At 56.8% G+C, this 21,501-nt stretch carries 12 protein-coding genes; 3 read left to right on the forward strand and 9 right to left on the reverse strand.

Features of this window, described 5'->3' with window-relative positions:
* The coding region (locus tag BQ7483_RS08275; RefSeq protein WP_139247624.1) for an aminotransferase class I/II-fold pyridoxal phosphate-dependent enzyme at positions 1 to 385 on the forward strand (385 nt) is incomplete at its 5' end.
* Between the two features lie 283 nt (positions 386 to 668).
* On the opposite strand, the gene BQ7483_RS08280 is transcribed toward BQ7483_RS08275, so the two are convergent.
* The 9 genes from BQ7483_RS08280 to BQ7483_RS08320 all read right to left on the reverse strand — a co-directional run bounded on the left by BQ7483_RS08280 (position 669) and on the right by BQ7483_RS08320 (position 18,927).
* Positions 669 to 1,343 (reverse strand): ABC transporter ATP-binding protein, encoded by a 675-nt coding sequence (locus BQ7483_RS08280; RefSeq protein WP_072545556.1) that lies wholly within the window; start codon positions 1,341 to 1,343, stop codon positions 669 to 671.
* Between the two features lie 96 nt (positions 1,344 to 1,439).
* Positions 1,440 to 3,833, reverse strand: coding sequence for an ABC transporter permease (locus BQ7483_RS08285; RefSeq protein WP_072545557.1), 2,394 nt, complete (start codon positions 3,831 to 3,833; stop codon positions 1,440 to 1,442).
* A 16-nt stretch (positions 3,834 to 3,849) separates the two neighbouring features.
* Positions 3,850 to 6,213, reverse strand: a complete 2,364-nt coding sequence (locus BQ7483_RS08290; protein WP_072545558.1) for an ABC transporter permease — start codon at positions 6,211 to 6,213, stop codon at positions 3,850 to 3,852.
* Positions 6,214 to 6,516: 303 nt separating this feature from the next.
* Positions 6,517 to 8,820 (reverse strand): FtsX-like permease family protein, encoded by a 2,304-nt coding sequence (locus tag BQ7483_RS08295; protein ID WP_072545559.1) that lies wholly within the window; start codon positions 8,818 to 8,820, stop codon positions 6,517 to 6,519.
* A 204-nt stretch (positions 8,821 to 9,024) separates the two neighbouring features.
* Positions 9,025 to 11,406 (reverse strand): ABC transporter permease, encoded by a 2,382-nt coding sequence (locus BQ7483_RS08300; protein ID WP_072545560.1) that lies wholly within the window; start codon positions 11,404 to 11,406, stop codon positions 9,025 to 9,027.
* A 17-nt stretch (positions 11,407 to 11,423) separates the two neighbouring features.
* Positions 11,424 to 13,697 (reverse strand): ABC transporter permease, encoded by a 2,274-nt coding sequence (locus BQ7483_RS08305; RefSeq protein ID WP_072545561.1) that lies wholly within the window; start codon positions 13,695 to 13,697, stop codon positions 11,424 to 11,426.
* A gap of 29 nt (positions 13,698 to 13,726) precedes the next feature.
* Positions 13,727 to 16,123 (reverse strand): FtsX-like permease family protein, encoded by a 2,397-nt coding sequence (locus BQ7483_RS08310; protein ID WP_072545562.1) that lies wholly within the window; start codon positions 16,121 to 16,123, stop codon positions 13,727 to 13,729.
* 71 nt (positions 16,124 to 16,194) lie between these two features.
* The gene (locus BQ7483_RS08315; protein ID WP_072545563.1) at positions 16,195 to 17,442 is read right to left on the reverse strand and encodes an efflux RND transporter periplasmic adaptor subunit; all 1,248 of its coding nucleotides are present in this window, start codon (positions 17,440 to 17,442) and stop codon (positions 16,195 to 16,197) included.
* Between the two features lie 54 nt (positions 17,443 to 17,496).
* Positions 17,497 to 18,927 carry a TolC family protein gene (locus BQ7483_RS08320; RefSeq protein WP_234984092.1) on the reverse strand — a complete coding sequence of 477 codons (1,431 nt, stop codon included), beginning with the start codon at positions 18,925 to 18,927 and terminating at the stop codon, positions 17,497 to 17,499.
* A gap of 226 nt (positions 18,928 to 19,153) precedes the next feature.
* On the opposite strand from BQ7483_RS08320, the gene BQ7483_RS08325 reads away from it, so the two are divergent.
* Together BQ7483_RS08325 and BQ7483_RS08330 are read left to right on the forward strand one after the other, a co-directional pair.
* The gene (locus BQ7483_RS08325; protein ID WP_072545565.1) at positions 19,154 to 20,524 is read left to right on the forward strand and encodes a sigma-54-dependent transcriptional regulator; all 1,371 of its coding nucleotides are present in this window, start codon (positions 19,154 to 19,156) and stop codon (positions 20,522 to 20,524) included.
* On the forward strand, positions 20,521 to 21,486 hold the full coding sequence (locus BQ7483_RS08330) for a sensor histidine kinase (protein WP_072545566.1): 966 nt from the start codon (positions 20,521 to 20,523) through the stop codon (positions 21,484 to 21,486). The genes BQ7483_RS08325 and BQ7483_RS08330 overlap by 4 nt, the downstream gene beginning before the upstream one ends.
* The last annotated feature ends 15 nt before the right edge of the window (positions 21,487 to 21,501 follow it).

Consider the following 21,501-nt stretch of genomic DNA (forward strand, 5'->3'; position numbering starts at 1 on the left):
CATTTTCCAGGCCAGCAGCACCCCTGCCGCTACGGCTGCAGCACGCGAAGCGCTCCACATCATCCAGAACGAACCCGAACGCATCCAGCGCCTGTGGGACATCACCAACTATGCTCTGGAAGCCTTCCGTAACGCAGGTTTCGAGATTGGTGATACGGAGTCGCCCATCATCCCGCTGTATGTGCGTGATACGGAGAAGACCTTTACCGTCACCAAGCTGGCTTTCGACGAAGGTATCTTCATCAACCCCGTTATTCCGCCTGCCTGCGCTCCGCAGGACACGCTGGTACGTGTAGCCCTGATGGCCACGCACACCAAGGAGCAGATTGACTATGCAGTCGAGAAGCTGACCAAGTGCTTCAAGCAGCTGGACATCATCAAATAAAGAGAAAGGCTGTAGTTTGACAAATAACGACAAGCGGCGGGCAGTTCCGGTTTTCAAGACTGTCCGCCGCTTCTTTTTTTATAAATGAGAATAAAGGTATCTGAAACTCTCCTCCTTCTGGAAGGAGGAGTACCCGATAGGGGGAGGTGGTAGGTGAACACATAACGCGTTGATTGATAACCTTTCGTGAAAACCTACCACCCTGCCCTTTGGGCACCCCTCCTTCCAGAAGGAGGGGAGTTAAAATAGCCTCACTTCATTTTAATACATACTCACTGTTCAATTACAGATTTGCCTCGGCCACTACCTGTCCGTCGAACAGGTTGATGACACGGTCGGCAAAGCCGGCATCGTGCTGCGAGTGCGTCACCATGACGATGGTAGTACCTTCCTTGTTCAGCTCCTTCAGCAGGTCCATCACTTCCTTGCCGTTCTTCGAGTCGAGGTTACCGGTCGGCTCGTCGGCCAGAATCAGTTTCGGGTTGGCTACCACGGCACGGGCAATGGCCACACGCTGCTGCTGACCGCCCGAGAGCTGCTGCGGGAAGTGCTTGGCGCGGTGGCTGATGGCCATGCGCTCCATCGCCTGCTCGATGCGCTGCTTGCGTTCGCTGGCAGGCACGCCCATATAGAGCAGCGGCAGTTCGATGTTCTCATACACGTTCAGCTCGTCAATCAGGTTGAAGCTCTGGAATACGAAGCCGATGACACCCTTGCGCAGGCTGGTGCGCTGGGCTTCGGTATATTTCGACACTTCCGTGCCGTTCAGGTAATATTCTCCCTCCGTGGGGTTGTCCAACAGGCCCAGAATGTTGAGCAGGGTGGACTTACCGCAACCCGACGGTCCCATGATGGCTACAAATTCGCCTTCGTTCACTTCGATGTTCACATTGTTCAAGGCCAATGTCTGTACTTCTTCCGTACGGAATACTTTCTGCAAGTTTACTGTCTTGATCATAATCTTACTGTTTTTGTGTCTTTCCCGCTTGATGGGAAAAGACGGGTTAAATATACTGGTTAATTTATAATTATCAGTTCTTCAATGTTCTCTTTTTTATTCCCTCTTCATCACCTCCGCCGGATTCACCTGCGACGCACGGCGTATCTGCCACAGCACGGTGAGCAGGGCGATGACGGCCACCGTCAGGCCCGCCACGAGGAAAATCCACAGCGAGAGCGGGGCATGATGGGGAAAGTCCTCCATATAGCGGTGGATGGCAACGTAGGCAACAGCGGCACCCGTCACGAAGGCAGCTCCCAGCAGGACGAGGTACTTGCGCAGCAGCAGGCGGCAGATGTCGCCCACCTGTGCGCCGTGCACCTTGCGCAGGGCTATCTCGCGGTAGCGCTGGCGGATGTCGTAGAGCGACAGCCCGAACAGCCCCAGACAGGCGATGACGATGGCTATCAAGGCAAAGGTGATGACGATGCGCGTCACCTTCCGGTCATCCTCGTGCAGGCGGGCTATCTCGTCCGTGATGAACGAATACTCAAAGTCACCCCTACCCACAGCTTCCTGATAGAGGTCGCTGAGGAAGGCGATGGCTTCCTTCCGCTTGCCGGGAGCGATGGAAAGGAACGTGAAGTCGCGCCAGCCGTTCTGATAGATGAAGACTACCGGCTGGTTTCCGCCCGACAAGTGGCCAGTGCGGAAGTCGTCCACCACACCTATGATGTCGTAGGAGGGTACCTTGTTCCAGTCGTCACCCGAACGGTACCAGAAGCGTTGGTTTGGCGTGACCTTCTCCGTCCGCCAGTCCCGGATGTGCAAGGCCTGGAGGAAAGCCCGGTTGGCTATCAGCTTGCAGGCATATTTGTCCTCCTCCCCGTTCCATCTCCGGCCTTCCAGCAGCCGGAAACCGAAGAAGTCCATGTATTCACGCGAGGTCCAGAGATGGCAGGCCTCTACCTCCTGTCCGTCGTCCGTACGGAAGCGGGTATCCGGTTGCAGATCGTAGGGCGGGATGCCATAAGTCATTCCCGTAAACAAGGGTGACTCCCCGATACGTTTTTCCAGCAGGGCAAAGGCGGCCTCTTTCTTCTTCAGCTCTTGTTCTCCGATTTCCCAGTTACTTATGGCCGCTGGGTTCTCTTTCCAAAACTGGCACTGAATGATGTCCTCCGTGCGGTAGCCCACGTCCGTATGCAGCAGGAACTGCAAGTGGCGGCTCAGGTAGATGGCGGCCACCGTCAGGCAAAAGGCGATGACGTATTGCAGGAAGAGGAACACCGTGCGCGAGCGGGTTGCCTTACCACCTACCCCCACCTGACTGAGCGAACGCATAGGGGCGGCATGCGCATAGCGCCAGTAAGGCGGTAGCATGGTGAAAAGCGGCAGCAGGAACAACACAGCCGCGGACAGCAGCAGGTCGAAACGCAGGTCGCCTTGTACGGGAATGTCGAACCACGCGTCCACCAACCGCCGCGTCACCTCCACCAGTAGCCAGGCCAGGAAGACGACCGCCGCATTCAGGCAGACATTCTCCGCATAGAGCTGGAGGAAGATTTGTCCCTTGCCGGCTCCCAGCACCTTCTTCATGCCCAGTTCGCGGCCCCGCTTCAGCATCACCACCGAATAGAGGTTCATGTAGTTGAGCAGGCCCACCAGCAGAATCAGCCCCGCCACCAGTCCGAGCAGCCGGAGCACGTCCGGCCGGCCCTGTGTTACCGAGTCGGCATAAGCAGATACCTGCCTGCTCAGGTAGAAGTCCTTGAGCGGAACGAGCTGGTAATAGACGGCCTGTTGCCCATAGCATAACAGTTTCATGGGCGTGCGGTTGGCCCGGTTTATCTCGTCCCCGTCCTCCGGGCGATGCAGGCGTACCACTTCGTAGCCCACGCGGCTCCAGTCCTTCATCAGGTACACGGACAAGACGACATCGAACTGGAAAGAGGACTTCGTAGAGGGCTCCTTCAGGATGCCTGCCACACGGACGGGCTTGCCCGACGACGTGACCAGCTCCTTGCCCACCGCATGCTCGGTCCCGAATATCCGCAGGGCGGCCTGTGGTGTCAGCAAGGCATCGTCGGGCTTCAGCTGCAGGCTGCCTTCCTTGCAGCCGTAAGGCATCAGGTCGAAGAACAGGCTGTCCACCACTATGGTGTTTACCGCATAGCGATAGTCGTCCTTCGTCACAAAGTCATCGTCAAACATCATAAACCGGCTGAACGCCTCCACTGCCGGATGATCCAGCGGATTGCGGTAATTGGGGTCGTTGTTCCGGTCCCCGCTCTCGCCCAGCGACCCTCTCGGTTCTCCTTCCTTGAAAACGGCTGTCAGGAAAGTCCGGTCGGCTTCGGGTACAAAATGATTGACGGTGCGCTCCTGGTGGATGTAGCGCACCAGCACAAAGACACAACCCAGGCTCAGGGCCAGTCCCAGCACATTGATGGCGGTGTAGGTCCTGAAGCGCAGGATGGTACGGATGGATAAGAGTAATGCTTTCATATATTCATTATTTATTTTATTCATTCTTCATTGCTTCCACCGGCTTCACCCGGCTCAGCATCCAGCCTTGCAGGCAGACGATGAGGGCCGACACGCCCCATACGACAACCAGCGGCCACACAAAGATGCCGGCCGAAAGCGGGGCACGGTAGGCAAACTGCTCCAGCCAGCGCTGCATCAGCCACCAGGCGACGGGCATGGCCAGCACGTAGGCCACTGCGGCGTAGAGGCAGAAGGGCTTGTTGAGCAGCCAGATAATCTGTCCGCGCGTGGCGCCGTGCACCTTGCGGATGCTGATTTCGCGTATCCGCTGGCGGGTGGCATACCAGGCGATGCCGAACAGGCCGAAGCCCGTCAGCAGCAGGCCGATGAGGGCGTAGAACGTCAGGATGCGCGACAGCGAAAGCACCTTCCCGTTGCGCTTCATGAAGTCCTGGTGCATGTCCGTGTATTGGAAGGGCTGGCCGGGATGAAGCTCGTTCCACACGGCTTCAATCTGTTGCAACGTTTCCGCACGGTTCTCGGGGCGCAGGCGGATTTGCAGGCAGAAGGCTTTCTCCAGACGGGACATCGGCGCGATGCTGACCACCGCAGGAGCAATCTCCTCTTCCAGCGAGTTGATGGGGAAGTCGCGTATCACGCCTGCGATGACGGACAGCGTGTCGTCGGCAGCCGTGTCAAACTCACGCAGCGAACGACCGACGGGATTGCCTTCCGGCACCAGCGTGCGGACGAAGCTCTCGTTCACCAGGACCGGATAGGCGTACCTCTGCTGAATCTGTCCGACGCTGCCGCCTTCCAGCAGTTCAAGGCCGAGGGTGCACACCAGGGTAGAGTCGCCCGCCAGCTTCAGCAGGTAGGTGCGTATCTCTTCTCCGCCGGGACGCCGGACCGTCAGCTGGCTGATCCAGGCGTTCAGCACGGAGCTGGACGACAAGGTGACGGACTCGATGCCCTGCACGCGCTTCTCCAGCTCCGCCTTGAACGGGCCGGCGGGAGGGCTGAACATGTCGCCCGTCTCGATGCAGTTTTCGTAGCGCGAGGCCTGCCGTTCGGTCAGGGACATCTGGTTGCGCGCCACGAGGGTGGCCAGCAGCAGGCCGATGGAGATGGCAAACTGAACCGTCACCAGCACGGCCACGAAGCGCTGCTTGCGCCGTCCGCCGTAGAGCGTGCGGTACTGGCTGAACGACAGGCGCGACAGGCGGCGGCTGATGTACCAGGCCGGTATGACAGACATCACCAGGATGAACGCCAACAACCAGGGCAGCATCTGGCTGCTGAAGAAGAAGCCCATCGTGAGCCGCGAGCCCAGCAGGCCGTTGAACACCGCCAGGCAGTCGTTCACCAGCAGGATGGACAGGAGGAACGCCAGCACCACCGTCAGGAAGGCGTCGCCGAAAAGTTGCAGGCGGATGTTGCGCAGCGTGCTGCCCATCAGCTTCTCCACATGGATCATGCGGAGCTGTTGCAGCAGGCGCGAGAGGCTCATGTTGGTGTAGTTGCAGCAGGCGATGACCAGTATCAGCACCGCCGCCAGCAGGCTGATGTAGAGCGTCTGCACGGGCGTCTGGCTGATGTAGTCGAGGACTTGTTGCGAAGCGTCGTCGGGCGTGGTGAAGCAGACGGCTTCCAGCGGGTCGAGGTAATACTTCGTCTGGCCGGGCAGCATGGTGGGCACCTTGTCGGCGTTTATCTTGTCGGCCAGGCGGGCGGCATCCGTTCCCCGCGAGAGCTTCAGCAGCGTCGGGCCGCCCCAATAGTTGGCAGCCGAAGCCGTCAGCATGTCGAAGCGCAGGAGCGACTGCTCACGTTCCTTGAGCACCGCCGCCACTTCGTACGTCTGCCTGTCCCCGCCTTCCATCTGTACCTCGATGTGCTGCCCCACGGCCTCCCTGCTTCCGAAGAGCTTGTGGGCACAGGCAGCGCTCAGGGCCACCTTGTCCGGCTGGCGGAGTGCCTGCTCCAGGCTTCCTTCCGCCGCACGGTAGTCGAAGAAGCGGGTCAGCGTCGTGTCAGTCGAGAGGACGATGAAGTTGCTTTCCACCTTCTGCCCGTCCACCTTGCAACCGAGCAGGTGCAGCGTGCCCATGCGCAGGTAGTCTTCCACCTCGGCATAGCTGTTCTTCAGCCGCTGGGGGATTTCGGCAGCAGCAAAGGCTACCCGTTTTCCTTCGGTCATCGGGTCGTCCTGCCGCAGGAAGACGATGCGGTCGCGGTCGGGATTGCGCCCCTCCAGCCCGTATTCATGTACGAAGTACGTCATCAGCAGATTGGTGCAGGCCAATCCCAAGGCCAGACTGGCCACGGAGACGAGGAAGAACACCTTGTTCCGCCACCAGCTCCTGAGAATCATTTTCAGTGTTACGTTCAGTATCATAGTCGTTATTGTAATATGTTGTTATTCAGTCGTTAATCAGTTTATTTTTGTTTATCCGAAATAAACTGTCAGTTTAATGGCTTTAAACTGTCAGTTTAAACGGACTAAACTATCAGTTTAAACGGAGTAAACTGCCGGTTTAAACGGGTTGTACTGCCGCCACGAAGCGTTTCCTTGCTCTGCAAAGCCGTTGCAGTGTTTCTGCAAATCCGTTACAGTGTTTCTGCAAAGCGTTTGCAATGTCTCTGCAAAACGTTTGCAACGTGTCTGCAGAACGTTTGCATCGTAGCGACAGGATGTGCATCATTCTCTTTTCACCACTTCGGCCGGGTTCTCGTTCGCCGCCCGCCACACGCGCCAGCCGATGCAGAGGGCTACCAGCAGCGCCATGCCGAGGAAGATGACGGCATAGAGCCACCAGCTGAGGGGTGTCTGCTCCACATAACTCTCCAGCCAGCGTTTCATCAGCACGTAGCCCACGGGGAAAGCTACCACGGCAGCTGCGGCGAGCAGCAACAGGTATTCGCGGGCAAAGAGGCCGAGGATGTCGCCCACCCGTGCCCCGTTCACCTTGCGGATGGCCACCTCCTTGCGGCGGCGTTCGCAACTCAGGGTAATCATGGAGAAGATGCCGAAAGCAGATACCAGGATGCAGACGGTGGAGACAAAGGCCAGCAGGCGCATCAGCAGGTGTTCGGCCTTGAGATAGGCATTATACTCGTCCATGACGTTCACCAGCTGGTAATTCACCTCGGGATAATCCTTGGCAAAGAGACTGTCCACCCGATGACGGAGTTCGGGCCAGGCGCCTTCGTGATACTTCAGCAGGATGTCGCCTCCGCTGATCCAATTAAACTGCCTTACGTAGAGCGTGGGCTGGACGGGAATGGTCGGCGCTGTGATGTGGAAGTCGCGCACCACGCCGACCACCGTGGCTTTCTCTCCCCCGTAGTAGGTGACGGTCATGCCCACCGGGTCGGTTATCTCCATCAGCCGCACGGCCGATTCGTTCAGCATGACTTCTTTGTCGCCGCCTTGGGCTCTGGTGAAACGTCCCGCCGACAGACGGACACCGTAGAAAGCGGCCAGCGTGTCGTCCATAAGGGCCATGCGCATACCCTTTATTTCAAGGTCCGCAGGTTTGCCCTCCCAGTCGATGCTGGTGGCTCCCCGGGCTCCTTCGGGCAGAAGGCCGAAATAGCCCGTAAGCACCCGGCTGACAAACGGCATCTGGCGAACACGGTCCACAATCTCGTCCTTCGCATTGTCGGGATAAAGGAAGGTAAAGGCGGCGATGTTGCGGCGTTCCCAGCCCAGGTCGGTGTGTTGCAGATAGCTCAGCTGCTTCATCAGCACCACCGTACAGAAGATGGCCAGCAGACTGATGAAGAGCTGCAGGCCCACCATCACCTTGAGACGGCGGCCCGACCGGCTACGTTCAGGGCGCAGGGAAGAATAGCGGAAAACAAAGGGCAGCAACAGCACCAGGGAAAGCGCCAGTACCAGCAGGAAATAGAGCAGCGACTCGCCATACACATTGCCTTCCACGCCCGAAAGCCGCTGGAAGGACGGTTGCAACAGCTCGACCAGCACAAAGCCCAGAAAGCCCGAAAGCAGGACGAGCAGGGAATATTCGGTGGTGAGCATCGTGAAGAGCCCCCTGCCGGAAGAACCACATGTGCGCCGCAAGGCCAGCTCGCGACGGCGGATGTCCATGCGCGAGAGGAACAGGGCCAGGTGGTTGAACAGCGAGCAGAGAATGACCAGACCGCCCGCCGCGGCAAACAGCACAAGGTAGGAGAAGCTGACCAGCCGTTCTTCGTTGAACGAGGCTTGGCGGACTTCGGAGAGGGGCATCAGGCGGAGGCGGCCGGTAATCTTGCGGTTGCGGTCATCGGTCTGCCCGGCGTAGGCGCGGAACTTCTCTTCCAGCGCCCGGGGCGAGACACCCGGAGCAAGACGTACCACCACCTCAAAGCCTCCGTTGTACCACACGTCCTGCCACTTGCGGAAGTAAGCCCCTTCATGGATGAAGCCGAACGAGAAATTGCTGTGTGGCAGGTCGCTGACGATGGCGCAGACGGTAACCTCTTCATCATTGCACATTACGGTGCGTCCCAGCACGTCCGTTGTGCCAAACAGCCGTCGGGCCGTTCGCTCCGTCAGGGCTATTTGTCCGTTGGTATAAAGGAAATCGTTCGTGCCTGCCAATACACGGATGCCGAAGAGGTTCATGAAGCAAGAGTCCAACTGTATGCTGGGCAGCTCCACCTCAGGTTGTCCCTCCAATTCCAATTTGTCAGCTTTCGTATAGCGGGTGAAGGCACAGGCCGCCTCCACCTCGGGAAACTCCTGCTTCAGCAGGGTAGAGACGGGGTAAGGCACATGGGGTGACAGGCCTCCGGCCTCGATGGCCGTTTCGGCGTAGAGCAGATACATGCGGTCGGCCCCCTCATGACGGCTGTCGAACGAGGCTTCGTATCGCATCCACAGGTTGGCAAAGGCGAAGCAGGCAAAGCCAACGGCTATCCCCACCACATTGACGGCGGTCTGCATGCGGTACTTCAGCAGGTTGCGCCAGGCGATTTTCAGGTAATGTAGTATCATATCTTTATTTTTTTATTATTTATGCGAATCAGGAGTTAAAGGAGTTATCGCTTCGCTGGGAGTTAAGAAGTTAAGCCGAATGCTCCGACTAAAGCTCGATATACGCTCCTTGTATCCGGAGTTACAATAGCATTTGGCTTAACTCCTGAACGGAGCGAAGCGGAGTGCTAACTTCTTTAACTTCTTAACTCCTGATTGGCATTATTATTCACTCTTTATCACTTCCGCCGGATTCTCGTTCGCCGTCTTCCAGATGCGATGACCGATGCTGGCAGCCACACAGGCGGCAATGCCGGCAAAGATAAGCAGAAACGGTAGTACGCCGATTTCCACTTGACGGTTATAATTCTCTATCCAGCGCTTCATCGCCCACCAGGCGGCGGGGAAAGCGATCAGTGAGGAAACGACCAGCAACAGGGCATATTCGCGGAAGAACAGGGCGAGAATGTCCCTCACCGTGGCACCGTTCACTTTGCGGATGGCAATCTCCTTGCGGCGCCGTTCGCAGGCCAGCGTCACCAGCGAGTAGATGCCGAAGATGGAGATGAGGATGCACACCACCGACGAGAACCCGAGCAGCGACGACAGGGCGTCTTCCGACTTCAGATAGTTGTTGTAACATTCTTCTTCACTATAAAGGAAGAGTTTGCGGTCGGGCAGTTCGGCTCGCTGCATCTCCTCGATGCGACGGCGGCATTCGTCCCACGTACCCGGACGGTATTTGAAGAGGACGAAGCAACGGGCATGCATCCACTCCATCCGGTCGGTGTTGACAAATACCGTGTTGGGCAGTTCGGCGGTGGGCGACTTGTAAGCACAGTCCTTCACCACGCCGATGACGGTCATCGGCTCTGATTCTCGGTTGACGAAGAACAGTTGTTTGCCTACTGCCTCTTCGGGACTCCAACCCATGCGGCGGGCCGTACTCTCCATGATGTTCACCTGCCGGTACTCCGACTTGGCCGATACCCATTCACCGGCCAGCAGCTGCATGTCGTAGAAGCGGAAGAACTCTTCACCTGCCAGCACTTCGTCGAAAGTCAAGGGCTGCTCCAGTCGGCCTTCCATGCCCGTGCATCCATCTATCTGGTACGACGAATAAGCCCCCTCGCCCAACAGCGGCCAATAGGCCGGGCGTACCACTTCCGTTACCATAGGAAGAGCCTTGATTTTCTCGGCCCACACGTTCATGTCCACACCCATCCAGATGCTCATGGCCGCCCGTCCGCGATAGTCCAGCCCTGTATCCACACTACGCAAATGGTGCAGCTGCATCTGCATGGCCACCGTACAGAAGATGAAGGCCAGGCAGACCGTCAGCTGAAGGACGACACTCCCCTTGCGCCAGACCGTGCCCGAGAGGGCGTTACCCGTGTGGATGTTGCCGTGCAACGACCGCTTCTGGAACAGCCACACCGACAGGACAACAACGGCCATCATGACTGCCGAGACGCACGTGATGTAGAGCAGCGCCGAACGATAGACCGAGAAATCGGCGTCCTGAATGAGAGAATAGCGCAGGAAAGCCGGCATCAGCAATTCCACCAGTACCATGCCCACCACCAGCGAGGCCAGCACGGTGAGCAGAAAGTCGGTGCAGAGCAGGGCTACCAGCGAACGCAGGCCTGCTCCGCAGATCTGCCGCAAAGCCATTTCCCTGCGACGCGTACAGAAGCGGTCGGCGTAGATGGTCAGGTAATTGAGGAAGGCACAGACGATGATGAGCACACCCACGGCGGCAAACCAGGTGATGTAACGGAACTGCACCGTCTGATTGTTTTTGAGGATAAAGCCCTCCGTGGCACGAAGACCCGTCAGCGGTTCCAGATAGAAACGGGTCAGTCCTGTAGTTGCCCGGTACTTGCTTTTGGTCAGCTCTTCGGGGAAGTGGGCATTCATCTTCTCCAGCAGACGGGAGACATCCGTACCCGGCTTCACCTTGACAAGCGTCCGGTAGGTGTAGTCGTCCCAACCTGTTCGGCTGCTTCCGTTGCCCAGGAAGGCATAGGGAAAATTGGTGTGTACTCCCCAGTCGCTCACTACGGAACCGATGGTGTATTCCTTGTTCCAGTTGGGGTTGGTCACGGTCTGGCCGATGACATCCGTCGTGCCGAACAGCAGGCGTGCGGTTTTCTCAGTAATGGCGATACGGCTGTCTGCCTCACTGGCGGAGCGGAGGAAACTCTCGTCACCGTCCAGCGTCCGGATATCCAGCATACGCAGGGTGGTAGTGTCGGGCTTGAGCATAGGAAGCTCCAGCATCCGGTTGTCTTTTACGACAAAAAGCATACTTGTTTCAAACAGACAATAGTCCTCAATTTCGGAATAGTGTTCTTTCAGGTAACGGCCCAGCGCTTGGGGCGTGTAGCTTGCGGAGGAGCCTCCGAAACTGTCATCGTTCACCCCGACCAGATACAGGCGGTCGGCATCGCGGTGAAAACTGTCATAAGTCATCTCGTAGTGCACCCAGAAGGCCGAAAGGGCAAAACAGGCCAGGCCCACGGCCAGTCCCAGGATGCTGACGACGCTCTGTGTGCGGTACTTCAGCAGATTGCGCCAGGCGATTTTCAGGTAGTGTAGTATCATATCTTTGTTTTTAATTATCATTCTCTCTTTATTACTTCCGCCGGATTGAGTCTCATGACTTGCCAAATCTTCATACCTAAGGTAACGACTACCAGACTGCCTACCGAAACGAACATCAGCAAGGGCCATTCCCAACGATAAATGCAGTCCAGGGTATAACGGCCCAGCACCGTTTTCATGGAGAGGAAAAGCAGCGGATAGACCAGGAGGAAAGTGAAGGCAAACAGCAGGATGTAAACCTTGCCGAACATCCAGGCAATGTTTCTCGGAGTGGCTCCGTTGATTTTACGGATGGCCACTTCCTTCAGGCGGGCTACCGTGTCCATGGAGATGGCGGAGAAGATGCTGAGTACCACTAACAGCAGGCTGATAACTGCCAGTACCGACATGGCCACACGCATGGTCTTGATGATATTCAGACCTTCGTCGGACTCATCCAACATCATCAGGTCAATCGGCAGGGTGGACGGTACAAATTCGCGGCACAGGTCGTCCAGCCGCTTCAGGAAGGCAGGCAGGTCGGTCGCTCCGGTTACCTTTATATAATAGAGTTGTGCATCGGTACTGGGCATAAAAACAGAACCCGTGTATTTGGGGTCTTCCACCTCGTTGAACAATGCCTTGTAAATGCCTGCTATCCGATAATCCTTGTTATCCAGGCGGACAGTTCCCGTATTGCCGTCGGCATCCAGCAGCCGCTTGAAGGCTTCGCTTACATAAACCTCGCCTGAAGCATCATCGGGGACTACCTTCCCTTGCATCGGTATATGGAAGAAACGGAAGTAACGGGGACTGCCGCTGGACATGACGATACGAGCTATGCTCTTGTCCTTACGTTCGTATTCGGTGTAAACGTGGAAATTGATTGGGTTGGAAATGCAATAACTGATGATGTCTTCCACTTCGGGCATCTTGCGTACCTCTGTCAGAATGGGTTGTATGTTGTTTTCCAGGTATTGGGTCTTCAGGGGAAGCACCACAATCCGTTCCTGCTCCCCGTCGGACAAGGGATTATACATCTTGTCGAACAGCAATTCGTTCGACGCGAGCCAGGTCAGTGCGACACCCCCCGCAAAGAACATGGAGATGACCAGCTGCAGACCGATCATCGCATTGCGGAACGTGTGTCTTTTGCGGCTCTGCTGGAGGAAGGCATACAAGGACACCTGACGCAGCTTGCGCAGCGGGAAGCTGACAATGAGCAGACAGACCGCCACGACGACCAGATAAACCTTCAGTTGGGTCAGATAGACATCCTGCAAACGGATATCCGGCACTTCGTCCATGGGCAGAAGGCTGTATGCCAGGCCGAATGTCCATTCCGTCAGCAGGAACGAGAGAAGCAGGGCGGCCGTCATCATCAGGATGACTTCCGACGCAAGCAGGCCATACAGGCCTTTGGTATCGGAACCCAGGCACTTGCGCAAGGCCAGTTCGCGCTGGCGGTTGAAGAACATCTGGATGGTGAACTTCAGGAAGTTGATCAAGCCCGACACCAGGATGAGGGAGACAACCAGCAGAAACAACAGCTTGGCAAGCAGGGTCTGTCCGTGCTGGCTACTTTCCGACTCGACCTGAAACTTTATCGGTTTGCCTTGCGAATCGGGCCAGGCAATCTTTTCCAATAAGGACCGGAAGCTGTTCAGGTCCATCTTTTCGGGCCGGTAGCAACTGGCGTACAGGATATGGTTGTCTGACGGTTTCGTTACAGGAAAGTAGCAGTCGGGAACCGTATTCGGATCTTTCCCCGTGGCCACACCTGCCACCTTGAACAATTGGCCCGACTGGTCGTTGACGACGCGCAAGGTCATGCCTGTCGGATCGGTGTTACCAAAAGCTTTCCGGGCAAAGGCTTCGGACAGCACGACGTCCGTAGGTCCGAATTCATTCGTTGCCCCCGTTACCGAAATGCCGTTGTAGGTATAGTAATAGGCGTCGGCATTGCGATAACGGACCAAGAAAGGACGCTCCTGCCCTTCCGGGTCGAAGAATACCACTTCCCGGGTACTCAATCCTTTGGAATAGGCTGTCACAGCTTCTACACCCGCATGCCGGAGTTCTTCCTCCATACGGGTAATCTGGTTGATGGAAAACGCCCAGTTGTTTGCCAACGAAAGATTCAACCGGCGGTCGTAGTGGGGACGGTGGTCGGTGGGGGCTACCGTCTCCACAAACTGATAGGTATAGCTGAAGCATACAATGCCGGCAGCCAGGCAGAGAGCCGATATCAGGCTCTGCATCTTGTACTTCATCAGGCTGCGGGCAGCCACTTTCAGGTAATGTAGTATCATTCTTTGTATCATTATTTATTCTGTGTTTATCATTCTCTCTTTATCACCTCCGCCGGATTCTGTCGCGCCGTACGCAGGATGCGGAAGATAACCGTCAGCGCCGTAACAGCTGCCACCAGAACAAAGACGCCGGTCCAGTAGAAGAAACCGCAGTCGAAGAACACGATGTACATCCGCTTCCATTGCTGCAGTGCGAATCCGACCAGCGGGAAGGCCAGCAGGGCACTGACGGTCAGCAGCACGATGTACAGGCGGGCGAAGAGCAACATGATCTGCGGCACCCCTGCTCCGTTCACCTTGCGGATGGCTACCTCCTTCTGCCGGCGTTCGGTGTCGAGCGTGATGCTCGAATAGACGCCCAGCAGCGTGATGAGGATGCTGACCACGGCAAAGAACAGCACGATGTTCTTCATCGTATATTCCAGCGGCTGACGGTCGTGGATGTCGTCGAGCAACGTGCCTACCCGTACAGGCACGCTTTCGGGCAAAGCCTCACGGAGCAGTTGTTCCACCCGTGCCTGGACTTCCTGTACCTGGCCACTGTGGCACTTCAGATAGCAGTGCCCGATGTAGTCGGACGGATTGTAAAGGAGGAAGACGTAACCGATGCTCTTCGAATAGGTGTCGGTCTGGAAAGGCGCACAGATGCCGCATACGGTATAGTCGTGTTGCGAGTCGTAAAGAGGCATCCCCAGTATGTCTTTCTCCATCCGTTGCTGCCAGGTACGGTCGGCCACGATGTCGGCTTCCGTCTTCGGAGCGCGTCCCTGCTCCAGCGGGATATTCATGAAGGAGAAGAAATTGGCGGGGACACGCATCACCTCAACTTCTATCCATGAGTTGTCGTTGCCTTTCTCGGTCATCATCAGGTTGCCCGACGAACCTCCCAGATAACTGACGTCTGCCAGCAGGGCATCTTCCACTGCAGCCAGGCTCTTGAAGCGGCCGACCAGGCTCTGCTTTTCCGCATTGTTCAGGCAGGAGTAATCCAGCGGGATGCTGAGGATGGAAGCCTTCTCCTGCATGGAGAGGGTGTGCAGCAGGGTGCCGCTTGTCTTCTCGGACTGCAGGTAGAGGGCTGCTGACAGCGCGACAAACAGCCAGCAGAGAAAGAACTGTACCCCCAGCATGAAGTTGCGCCCCCGATGGCTCTGCCGTCTGCGCCGTCCGCCGCCAAGTCCGTCCTGCACCGATATGCGGCGGATGCGCAGCGTGGCCACCAGGCAGATACCTGCGCAAAGCAGTACCAGCAACCCGATGTATTGGACGGCATGACGCATGAGCAGCGACTTGCTGAACGTCATCGACATGAATTCGACGGAATAGTCCAGCCGTCCGTCGGTCACTTCGATGCCCCAAAGCATCAGCAGCGAGGCTGCCAGTACCACCAGCAAGGATTGTACGAAGAGCAGGGTAAAGAGCTGCCCGCCGCTGCATCCGTTCACCTTCATCACGCTGAACTCTTTCGTGCGGTTGAAGTAGGAACCGATCAGGAAATGGAAGAAGTTGAGCAGACCCACCAGCAGGATGAGCAGTCCCATGGTGCCTGTAATCCAGCTGGTGACGGACAGTTGCCTGTGCTCGTAGGGAAAGCGGCCGATGGGAAATACTTGTGCTTCATAGTCCCTGTCGTACAGCCGCCAGCTGTAGTCGCGCTGCATGAACTGCTCTTCCAACTGACGGATGTCGGCATCGGGTGCCAGCAGGGCAAATGTGTTGCCTCCCGTCATCTCGTGGCGTCTGTTGCTTTGCAGCAGGCCTTCGCTGTCGTTCAGCACCAGCATGTCCATCGTCTCCATGAAGTGGAGGGAATTGTTGAGCGGCGTGTCGTCCATGACGGCCTGCACGGTATAGGTGATGCCTCCGTCGCGGGGAGTGGTCGACGGCGAAGTGGGCAGCCGGCGGGTCATGACACACGTCTTTCCGATGGCTTCGGCCTCGCTGCCGAAGATGCGGACAGCTGTCGAACGGCTCATCACCAGCGCGTTGGGCGTATGGCTGGCCGTCTGCCAGCTTCCGGCCACGATGCGGGGCGTGAAGATGCGGGCATAGATGCTGTCCGTCTCCATCCGCTTCAGCTCGTAGGGCAAGATCTTGCCTGGCCTTACCTCGATGTCGAAGGGCATTTGGCGGGGATAGGTGACAAACGAAAGGGCCTCTACCCCCTTTGCCCAGCCGTGCATGTCCTCGCAGAGCGGTGCGGGTGTGCCGGAGAAATAATGGTTCTGTTCGCTATCATACAAACTAACCAGTACAATCCGCTTGTAATTGTCGAAACAATGGTTGGTAGACTGTATGAAACGGCTGCAATACAGGCAGACGCAGAAGCTGAACAGGCCCACGGCCAGCCCGATGATGGAAATGATGTTCTGTGTTCTGTATTTCAGCAGGTTTCTGATGGCAAGTGTAAGGTAATGTAGTATCATATTCTATTCTGCAATATTCTTCTTATAGTCCTTTTTCTGAAAAGTGTCAAAATCGAAATGGTATGTCCCGTTTACAACACCAACTCCTCGGCGTCGCCAAAGTTGTCGTATCCGGTTGTAATCACCCAGTCGCCGGGCTGGAGGCCGTCGGTCACTTCGTACTGCTGCGGGTTCTGTCGGCCGATGGTGAGAGGCATGCGCACGGCACGCGTCTTATCCTTGTTCAGCTTGTAGATCCACTGCCCGCCCGTAGCCTGATAGAAGTTGCCGCGGGGAATGACGAGGGCATCTTCGGGCTGCCCCAGTTCGATCTGTACGCGGAAGCTCTTGCCCACGCGGACGTTGTCGGGCATGTCGGCAGTGAAAACGAGGTCGACGTCGAACATGCGGTCCTTCACTTCGGGCACCACCTTGGTGATCTTCAGCGGATAGCGCTTTCCCTGATAAAGGATGGTGGCGGGCAGGCCGGTAGTGATGCGGTCGATGTAGTATTCGCTGAGCGAGGTGTGGACCTTGAACTGGTCGAGCACCTTGATTTCGCCGATGCTCTCGCCGGACTGTACCTGCTGACCGGGCGTCACGCTGACGAAGCTGAGCTGCCCGCTGATGGGGGCGCATACTACCAGGTCGTTCAGACGTTGGCGCGAACGTTCGTACTTCTTCTGTTCACGGTCGCGGTCGTTCAGCAGCAGGTCGCGGCGGATGATGGAGACAGCCGAATCGTGGCGCAGGCTCTGGCGTTGCAGGCGGGCTGTCTTTTCCTTGTAGCGGTACTCGTCTTCGGAGACTTGGAGCTGAGCCTTGCTCTTGATACCCATGCGAAACTCTTCTTTCTCCAGTTCAAAACTCTTGCGCAGCTTCTCCAGTTCGTAGTCAGTTTGCAGGGCTTGTTGCTGTAGGGTGAGGCTTTGTTGTTCCATTTCGATTTCCTTCTCGCGGTAGGTAATGAGCTGTTTTTCCCACTCGTCGCGTTGGTCTTCGATGGTACGCAGCAGATCGAGATTCTCCAGCACGAGGATGGTATCGCCTTTCTTCATCATGTTGCCTTCTTCGCCCACAATGCGGCTCACACTACCTGCCTCACGGGCGTTGACCTTGATGGTGAGGATGGGCTGCACGAGTCCTTCGACATCGACATATTCCATGAATTTGTCGTTCTTCACTTCAGCCATTTGCAGGCTCTCGGGGTCGATACGCAGCTTGCGCGGTCCGGCCGAGAGGATGATAACGTAAATCAGGAAGGCGGCAAATACCACTCCGCCTGCCAGATAGTAACGGTAACGGATGTACCAGGGTTTCTTTTCGAGTTTGATATCCATTTTATTAATTGATAATTGAAAATTGATAATGGGATACTATTTTGTAGTGAGAATTTATTTGATAAGTCGTTCCAAATCTTCCTCCAACGGCCGGTCCTGCCCGAAGTCGTAGAGCGTAAGGCTGCGCAGGGTGTAGTACAAGCTCCAATAGTCGTAGAGGGCTGTCACATAATTGCGGCGGGCAGAATCTTTTTCGGTAATGGAAGCATTGAGGTCGAGGATGGTGGACTGTCCCAACAGGTAGAGGCGGCGGGCTACGTCGGCACGACGCTGTGCGGTAGCGTCTGTACGGGCGGCAATGTGTACGCGTTGGGCTTGCAGATTGAATTGCTTCACCAGTTTGCGGATGTTCAGGTCGAAATCAGTCTTGTCCTGTTCCACTTGCGTATGTACCAGGTCGCGGTTGCTCTTGGCTACGCGTACCTGGCCCTTGCCACGTCCCCAGTCGAGGATAGGCAGCGAGATGCCTAGGCTGACGTATTGCTGGTCCATGGGGTTGCGCCAGGCGTTCTTCCAGCGGTCGGCAGTCTGCGTCAGGCCGAAGCGCAGGTAGATGTCGGCTTTCAGGCCGGCGTTGGCACGAGCCTGGGACACGGCGCTTTCACTTTCCAACTTGCGGCGCTGCATGTTCTCGATGTCGGGGCTATTCTGGGCGGCCAGCAGTAGCGCCTCGTTGAGGTCGATTTGAAGATCGGGCACAAAGTCCTCGATGCGGACCTTCAGTTCCACGTCCTGCTGGATGCCCAGGTACGAACGGAGTTCCTGCATGGCGTTGTCTACTTCGATGCGGGCGTTCATGCGGTTGGTCTCCTCGGTAAGCTTGTTGATTTCGAGTTGCAGCATCTCATTCTCGCTGATGGTACCGATGTCGTAACGGCCGCGCGCATACATATACAGCGTGTCGGCATTGGCGTAGTTGGTGCTGGCTATCTCGTAGTTGCTCTGTGCTGTGGCCAGGGCGAAGAACTTCTGCGTGGCGGCAGCGGCTACCAGCTCCAGTGTCTCAACATAACGTTTGCGTGCCTCGCGGTAGCGCACAGGTTCTATGCGGCGGTCCCACTTCAGGGAATTGTATCCGAAGAGCGACTGGCGGTAACCAATGTTGACGGGCGACGTCTGGTACGAGTGGCTATCGTCGCTGAAGAGATCGATGCGTTGGGCCGAGGTTTCCACAAAGAAGGTACCGCCTGTCCAGGGTACATTTTGCGTCAGGCTCAGGGTGAGGTCGGTGGCGAGCAGATTCTGTTCCACAAACTTCACACTGCCGTCGCCCATTGTCACCTTGTTGATGGCGCGATCCAGGTAGGGGTTGGATGTCAGCGTCAGGTTGGGCAGGTAGTTGGCTCGGTAGTAGCGATAGTTCCAGTAGGAGGAACGGAAGCTGTGGCGGGCACTCTGTGCATCGGGCGACTTTTCCTGCGCATGGTGGATAGTCTGTTGCAGGGTCAGTTCCAGGGCCTCCTGGGCGTGGAGGACTGTCCCCATGCCGCAAGTGGCCGCTATCAGTAAAAGGATTCGTTTGAACATAGTTTTTCCTATTTTTACTGAATGGGTATCAAATATTGTGCCAAATGTGTAAACGCTTGTAATACAATTGGTAATAAGGGTTTCGCTCGAGCGATGCGCGTGCACTATCGCACAAAAATAGTGCGGAAACGCACGTACAGCACACGAATATTATGTGTATCTTTGTGACAGATATGGAGTTATTATGGAAAAACTTGGAAAAATACTGATTGTAGACGACAACGAAGACGTGCTTTTCGCCCTCAACTTGTTGCTTGAGCCCTACGCCGAGAAAATAAAGGTCATCACCGGCCCTGAACGGCTGGAATACTTCATGACGACTTTCCAGCCCGACATCGTGCTGCTGGACATGAACTTCAGCCGCGATGTGGTGAGCGGTCAGGAAGGATTTGACTGCCTGAAGCAAATCCTGCGCATTGACCCGCAGGCGGTGGTTATCTTCATGACCGCTTATTCGGACACCGACAAGGCCGTGCGGGCCATCAAGGCGGGCGCCACGGATTTCATCCCCAAACCGTGGGAGAAGGAAAAGCTGCTGGTCACACTCTCCTCGGGCATGAAATTGCGCCGTTCGCAACGTGAAGTGAACCTGCTGAAGGAACAAGTGGAAGCCCTGAGCGACGGCAATGCCGACGAACGCATCATCGGCGAGTCTGACGCGATGCGTACCGTCTTTGATACGGTGGAAAAGCTGCGCGACACGGATGCCAATATCCTTATCCTGGGAGAGAACGGCACGGGGAAGGACGTCATCGCCCGACTGCTCTGCCGTCATTCGCCCCGTTCGGGAAAACCTTTTGTCACCATCGACTTGGGAAGTATCCCCGAACAGCTTTTCGAAAGCGAGCTCTTCGGTTACGAGAAAGGTGCCTTCACCGACGCCCGCAAGGCCAAGGCGGGGCGCATGGAGGTGGCCACGGGCGGTACGCTCTTTCTGGACGAGATAGGCAACCTGTCCCTGCCCATGCAGGCCAAGCTGCTTACTGCTATCGAGAAGCGGCAGATCAGCCGGCTGGGCAGTACCCAAAGTACGCCCATCGATGTGCGCCTTATCTGCGCCACCAATGCAGACATCCGCCGCATGGTAGAGGAAGAACGTTTCCGTCAGGACCTGCTCTACCGAATCAATACCATTGAGCTGCACATTCCGCCCCTGCGCGAGCGCGGCAATGATATCCTGCTGCTGGCCGACCACTTCCTCCAGCGCTATGCCCGCAAGTACCAAAAGGAAATGCGCGGCCTGACACGCGAGGCCAAGAGCAAGCTGCTGAAATATGCCTGGCCGGGCAACGTGCGCGAACTGCAACACACCATGGAGCGCGCCGTCATCTTGGGCGACGGTTCCCTGCTCCGTCCCGAGAACTTCGTCTTCCAGGCCTCTCCCGCCCAACGCCCACGCAAGGAAGAAAAGGAGGTACTCAACCTGGAGCAACTGGAGCGGCAGGCCGTGGAGCGCGCCATGCGCCTGAGTGAGGGAAACATGACGAAGGCAGCCGAATACTTGGGAATCACGCGGTTTGCCCTGTATCGGAAAATTGAAAAGTTAGGCCTATGAAACGCTATTCATTCATCGTCACCCTGCACATTCTCGCCATCGCCCTGTTGGGGATAGGCGTCTATCTGCTGGTCATCAGGGAATTGTGGTTCAGTGCCCTGATGGCGTTCCTCGTACTGGTGGCTGTGGGCATCAACCTCTACCGCATGCAGATGGTACAGATACGCATGATGCGCCACCTGGCCGAGAGCCTGCGCTTCGACGACATGATGCTCTCCTTTCGCTCGCCCTACCGCAACCGCTCGATGGAGCAGATGGTGGACGAGCTGTCCGAAGCCATGCGCAACTTCCGCACGCACGTGCTGGAGCACAACGAAATGGCCGCCTGGCAGAAGCTGATTCGCGTGCTGACGCACGAAATCATGAACTCGCTGACCCCTATCATCTCCCTGTCCGAAACCCTGTGCGAGCGCGAAGTGGACGAGCGCAGCTACAGCCTGATGCACCAGGGCATGCAGACCATCCACCGACGGAGCAAGGGCCTGCTGGAGTTTGTGGAGAATTATCGGAAACTGACCCGCCTGCCTGCTCCTGTGCGCCGTCCCGTGTCGCTCAGCGAACTGTTGACAGACCTGCGCAAGCTCTTCCCCGAAGACTACATCCACATCGAACTTCCGACGGAAGACCGCACCTTGCAGATAGACCGCGCGCAGATTGAGCAGGTGCTCATCAACCTGATAAAGAACGCGCGCGAGGCCTGTGCCAAGCGCGAGCAGCCCAGCATCGAGGTGCGCGTGCTGCCCGCCCAGTCGTGGCAATGCCTGCTGACGGTGACCGACAACGGCGACGGCATCCTGCCCGACGTGCTGGACAAGGTGTTTGTGCCCTTTTTCACCACCAAGCCCGGCGGCCAGGGCATCGGCTTGAGCCTCTGCAAGCAAATCATGAACCGACATGGCGGAAACATCACGGTGAAGTCTACTCCCGGCCAGGGAAGCTGCTTCACGCTCCTGTTCGGATAGGCCGTGACAATCCGT

The organism is Mediterranea massiliensis (genome assembly GCF_900128475.1).
Taxonomy (GTDB): domain Bacteria; phylum Bacteroidota; class Bacteroidia; order Bacteroidales; family Bacteroidaceae; genus Bacteroides; species Bacteroides massiliensis_E.

Excerpts from the sequence above, each read along its gene's own strand:
- BQ7483_RS08280 (WP_072545556.1), bottom strand. The coding sequence starts at position 1,343 with ATGATCAAGACAGTAAACTTGCAGAAAGTATTCCGTACGGAAGAAGTA.
- BQ7483_RS08285 (WP_072545557.1), bottom strand. The coding sequence starts at position 3,833 with ATGAAAGCATTACTCTTATCCATCCGTACCATCCTGCGCTTCAGGACC.
- BQ7483_RS08290 (WP_072545558.1), bottom strand. The coding sequence starts at position 6,213 with ATGATACTGAACGTAACACTGAAAATGATTCTCAGGAGCTGGTGGCGG.
- BQ7483_RS08295 (WP_072545559.1), bottom strand. The coding sequence starts at position 8,820 with ATGATACTACATTACCTGAAAATCGCCTGGCGCAACCTGCTGAAGTAC.
- BQ7483_RS08300 (WP_072545560.1), bottom strand. The coding sequence starts at position 11,406 with ATGATACTACACTACCTGAAAATCGCCTGGCGCAATCTGCTGAAGTAC.
- BQ7483_RS08305 (WP_072545561.1), bottom strand. The coding sequence starts at position 13,697 with ATGATACTACATTACCTGAAAGTGGCTGCCCGCAGCCTGATGAAGTAC.
- BQ7483_RS08310 (WP_072545562.1), bottom strand. The coding sequence starts at position 16,123 with ATGATACTACATTACCTTACACTTGCCATCAGAAACCTGCTGAAATAC.
- BQ7483_RS08315 (WP_072545563.1), bottom strand. The coding sequence starts at position 17,442 with ATGGATATCAAACTCGAAAAGAAACCCTGGTACATCCGTTACCGTTAC.
- BQ7483_RS08320 (WP_234984092.1), bottom strand. The coding sequence starts at position 18,927 with ATGGGGACAGTCCTCCACGCCCAGGAGGCCCTGGAACTGACCCTGCAA.
- BQ7483_RS08325 (WP_072545565.1), top strand. The coding sequence starts at position 19,154 with ATGGAAAAACTTGGAAAAATACTGATTGTAGACGACAACGAAGACGTG.
- BQ7483_RS08330 (WP_072545566.1), top strand. The coding sequence starts at position 20,521 with ATGAAACGCTATTCATTCATCGTCACCCTGCACATTCTCGCCATCGCC.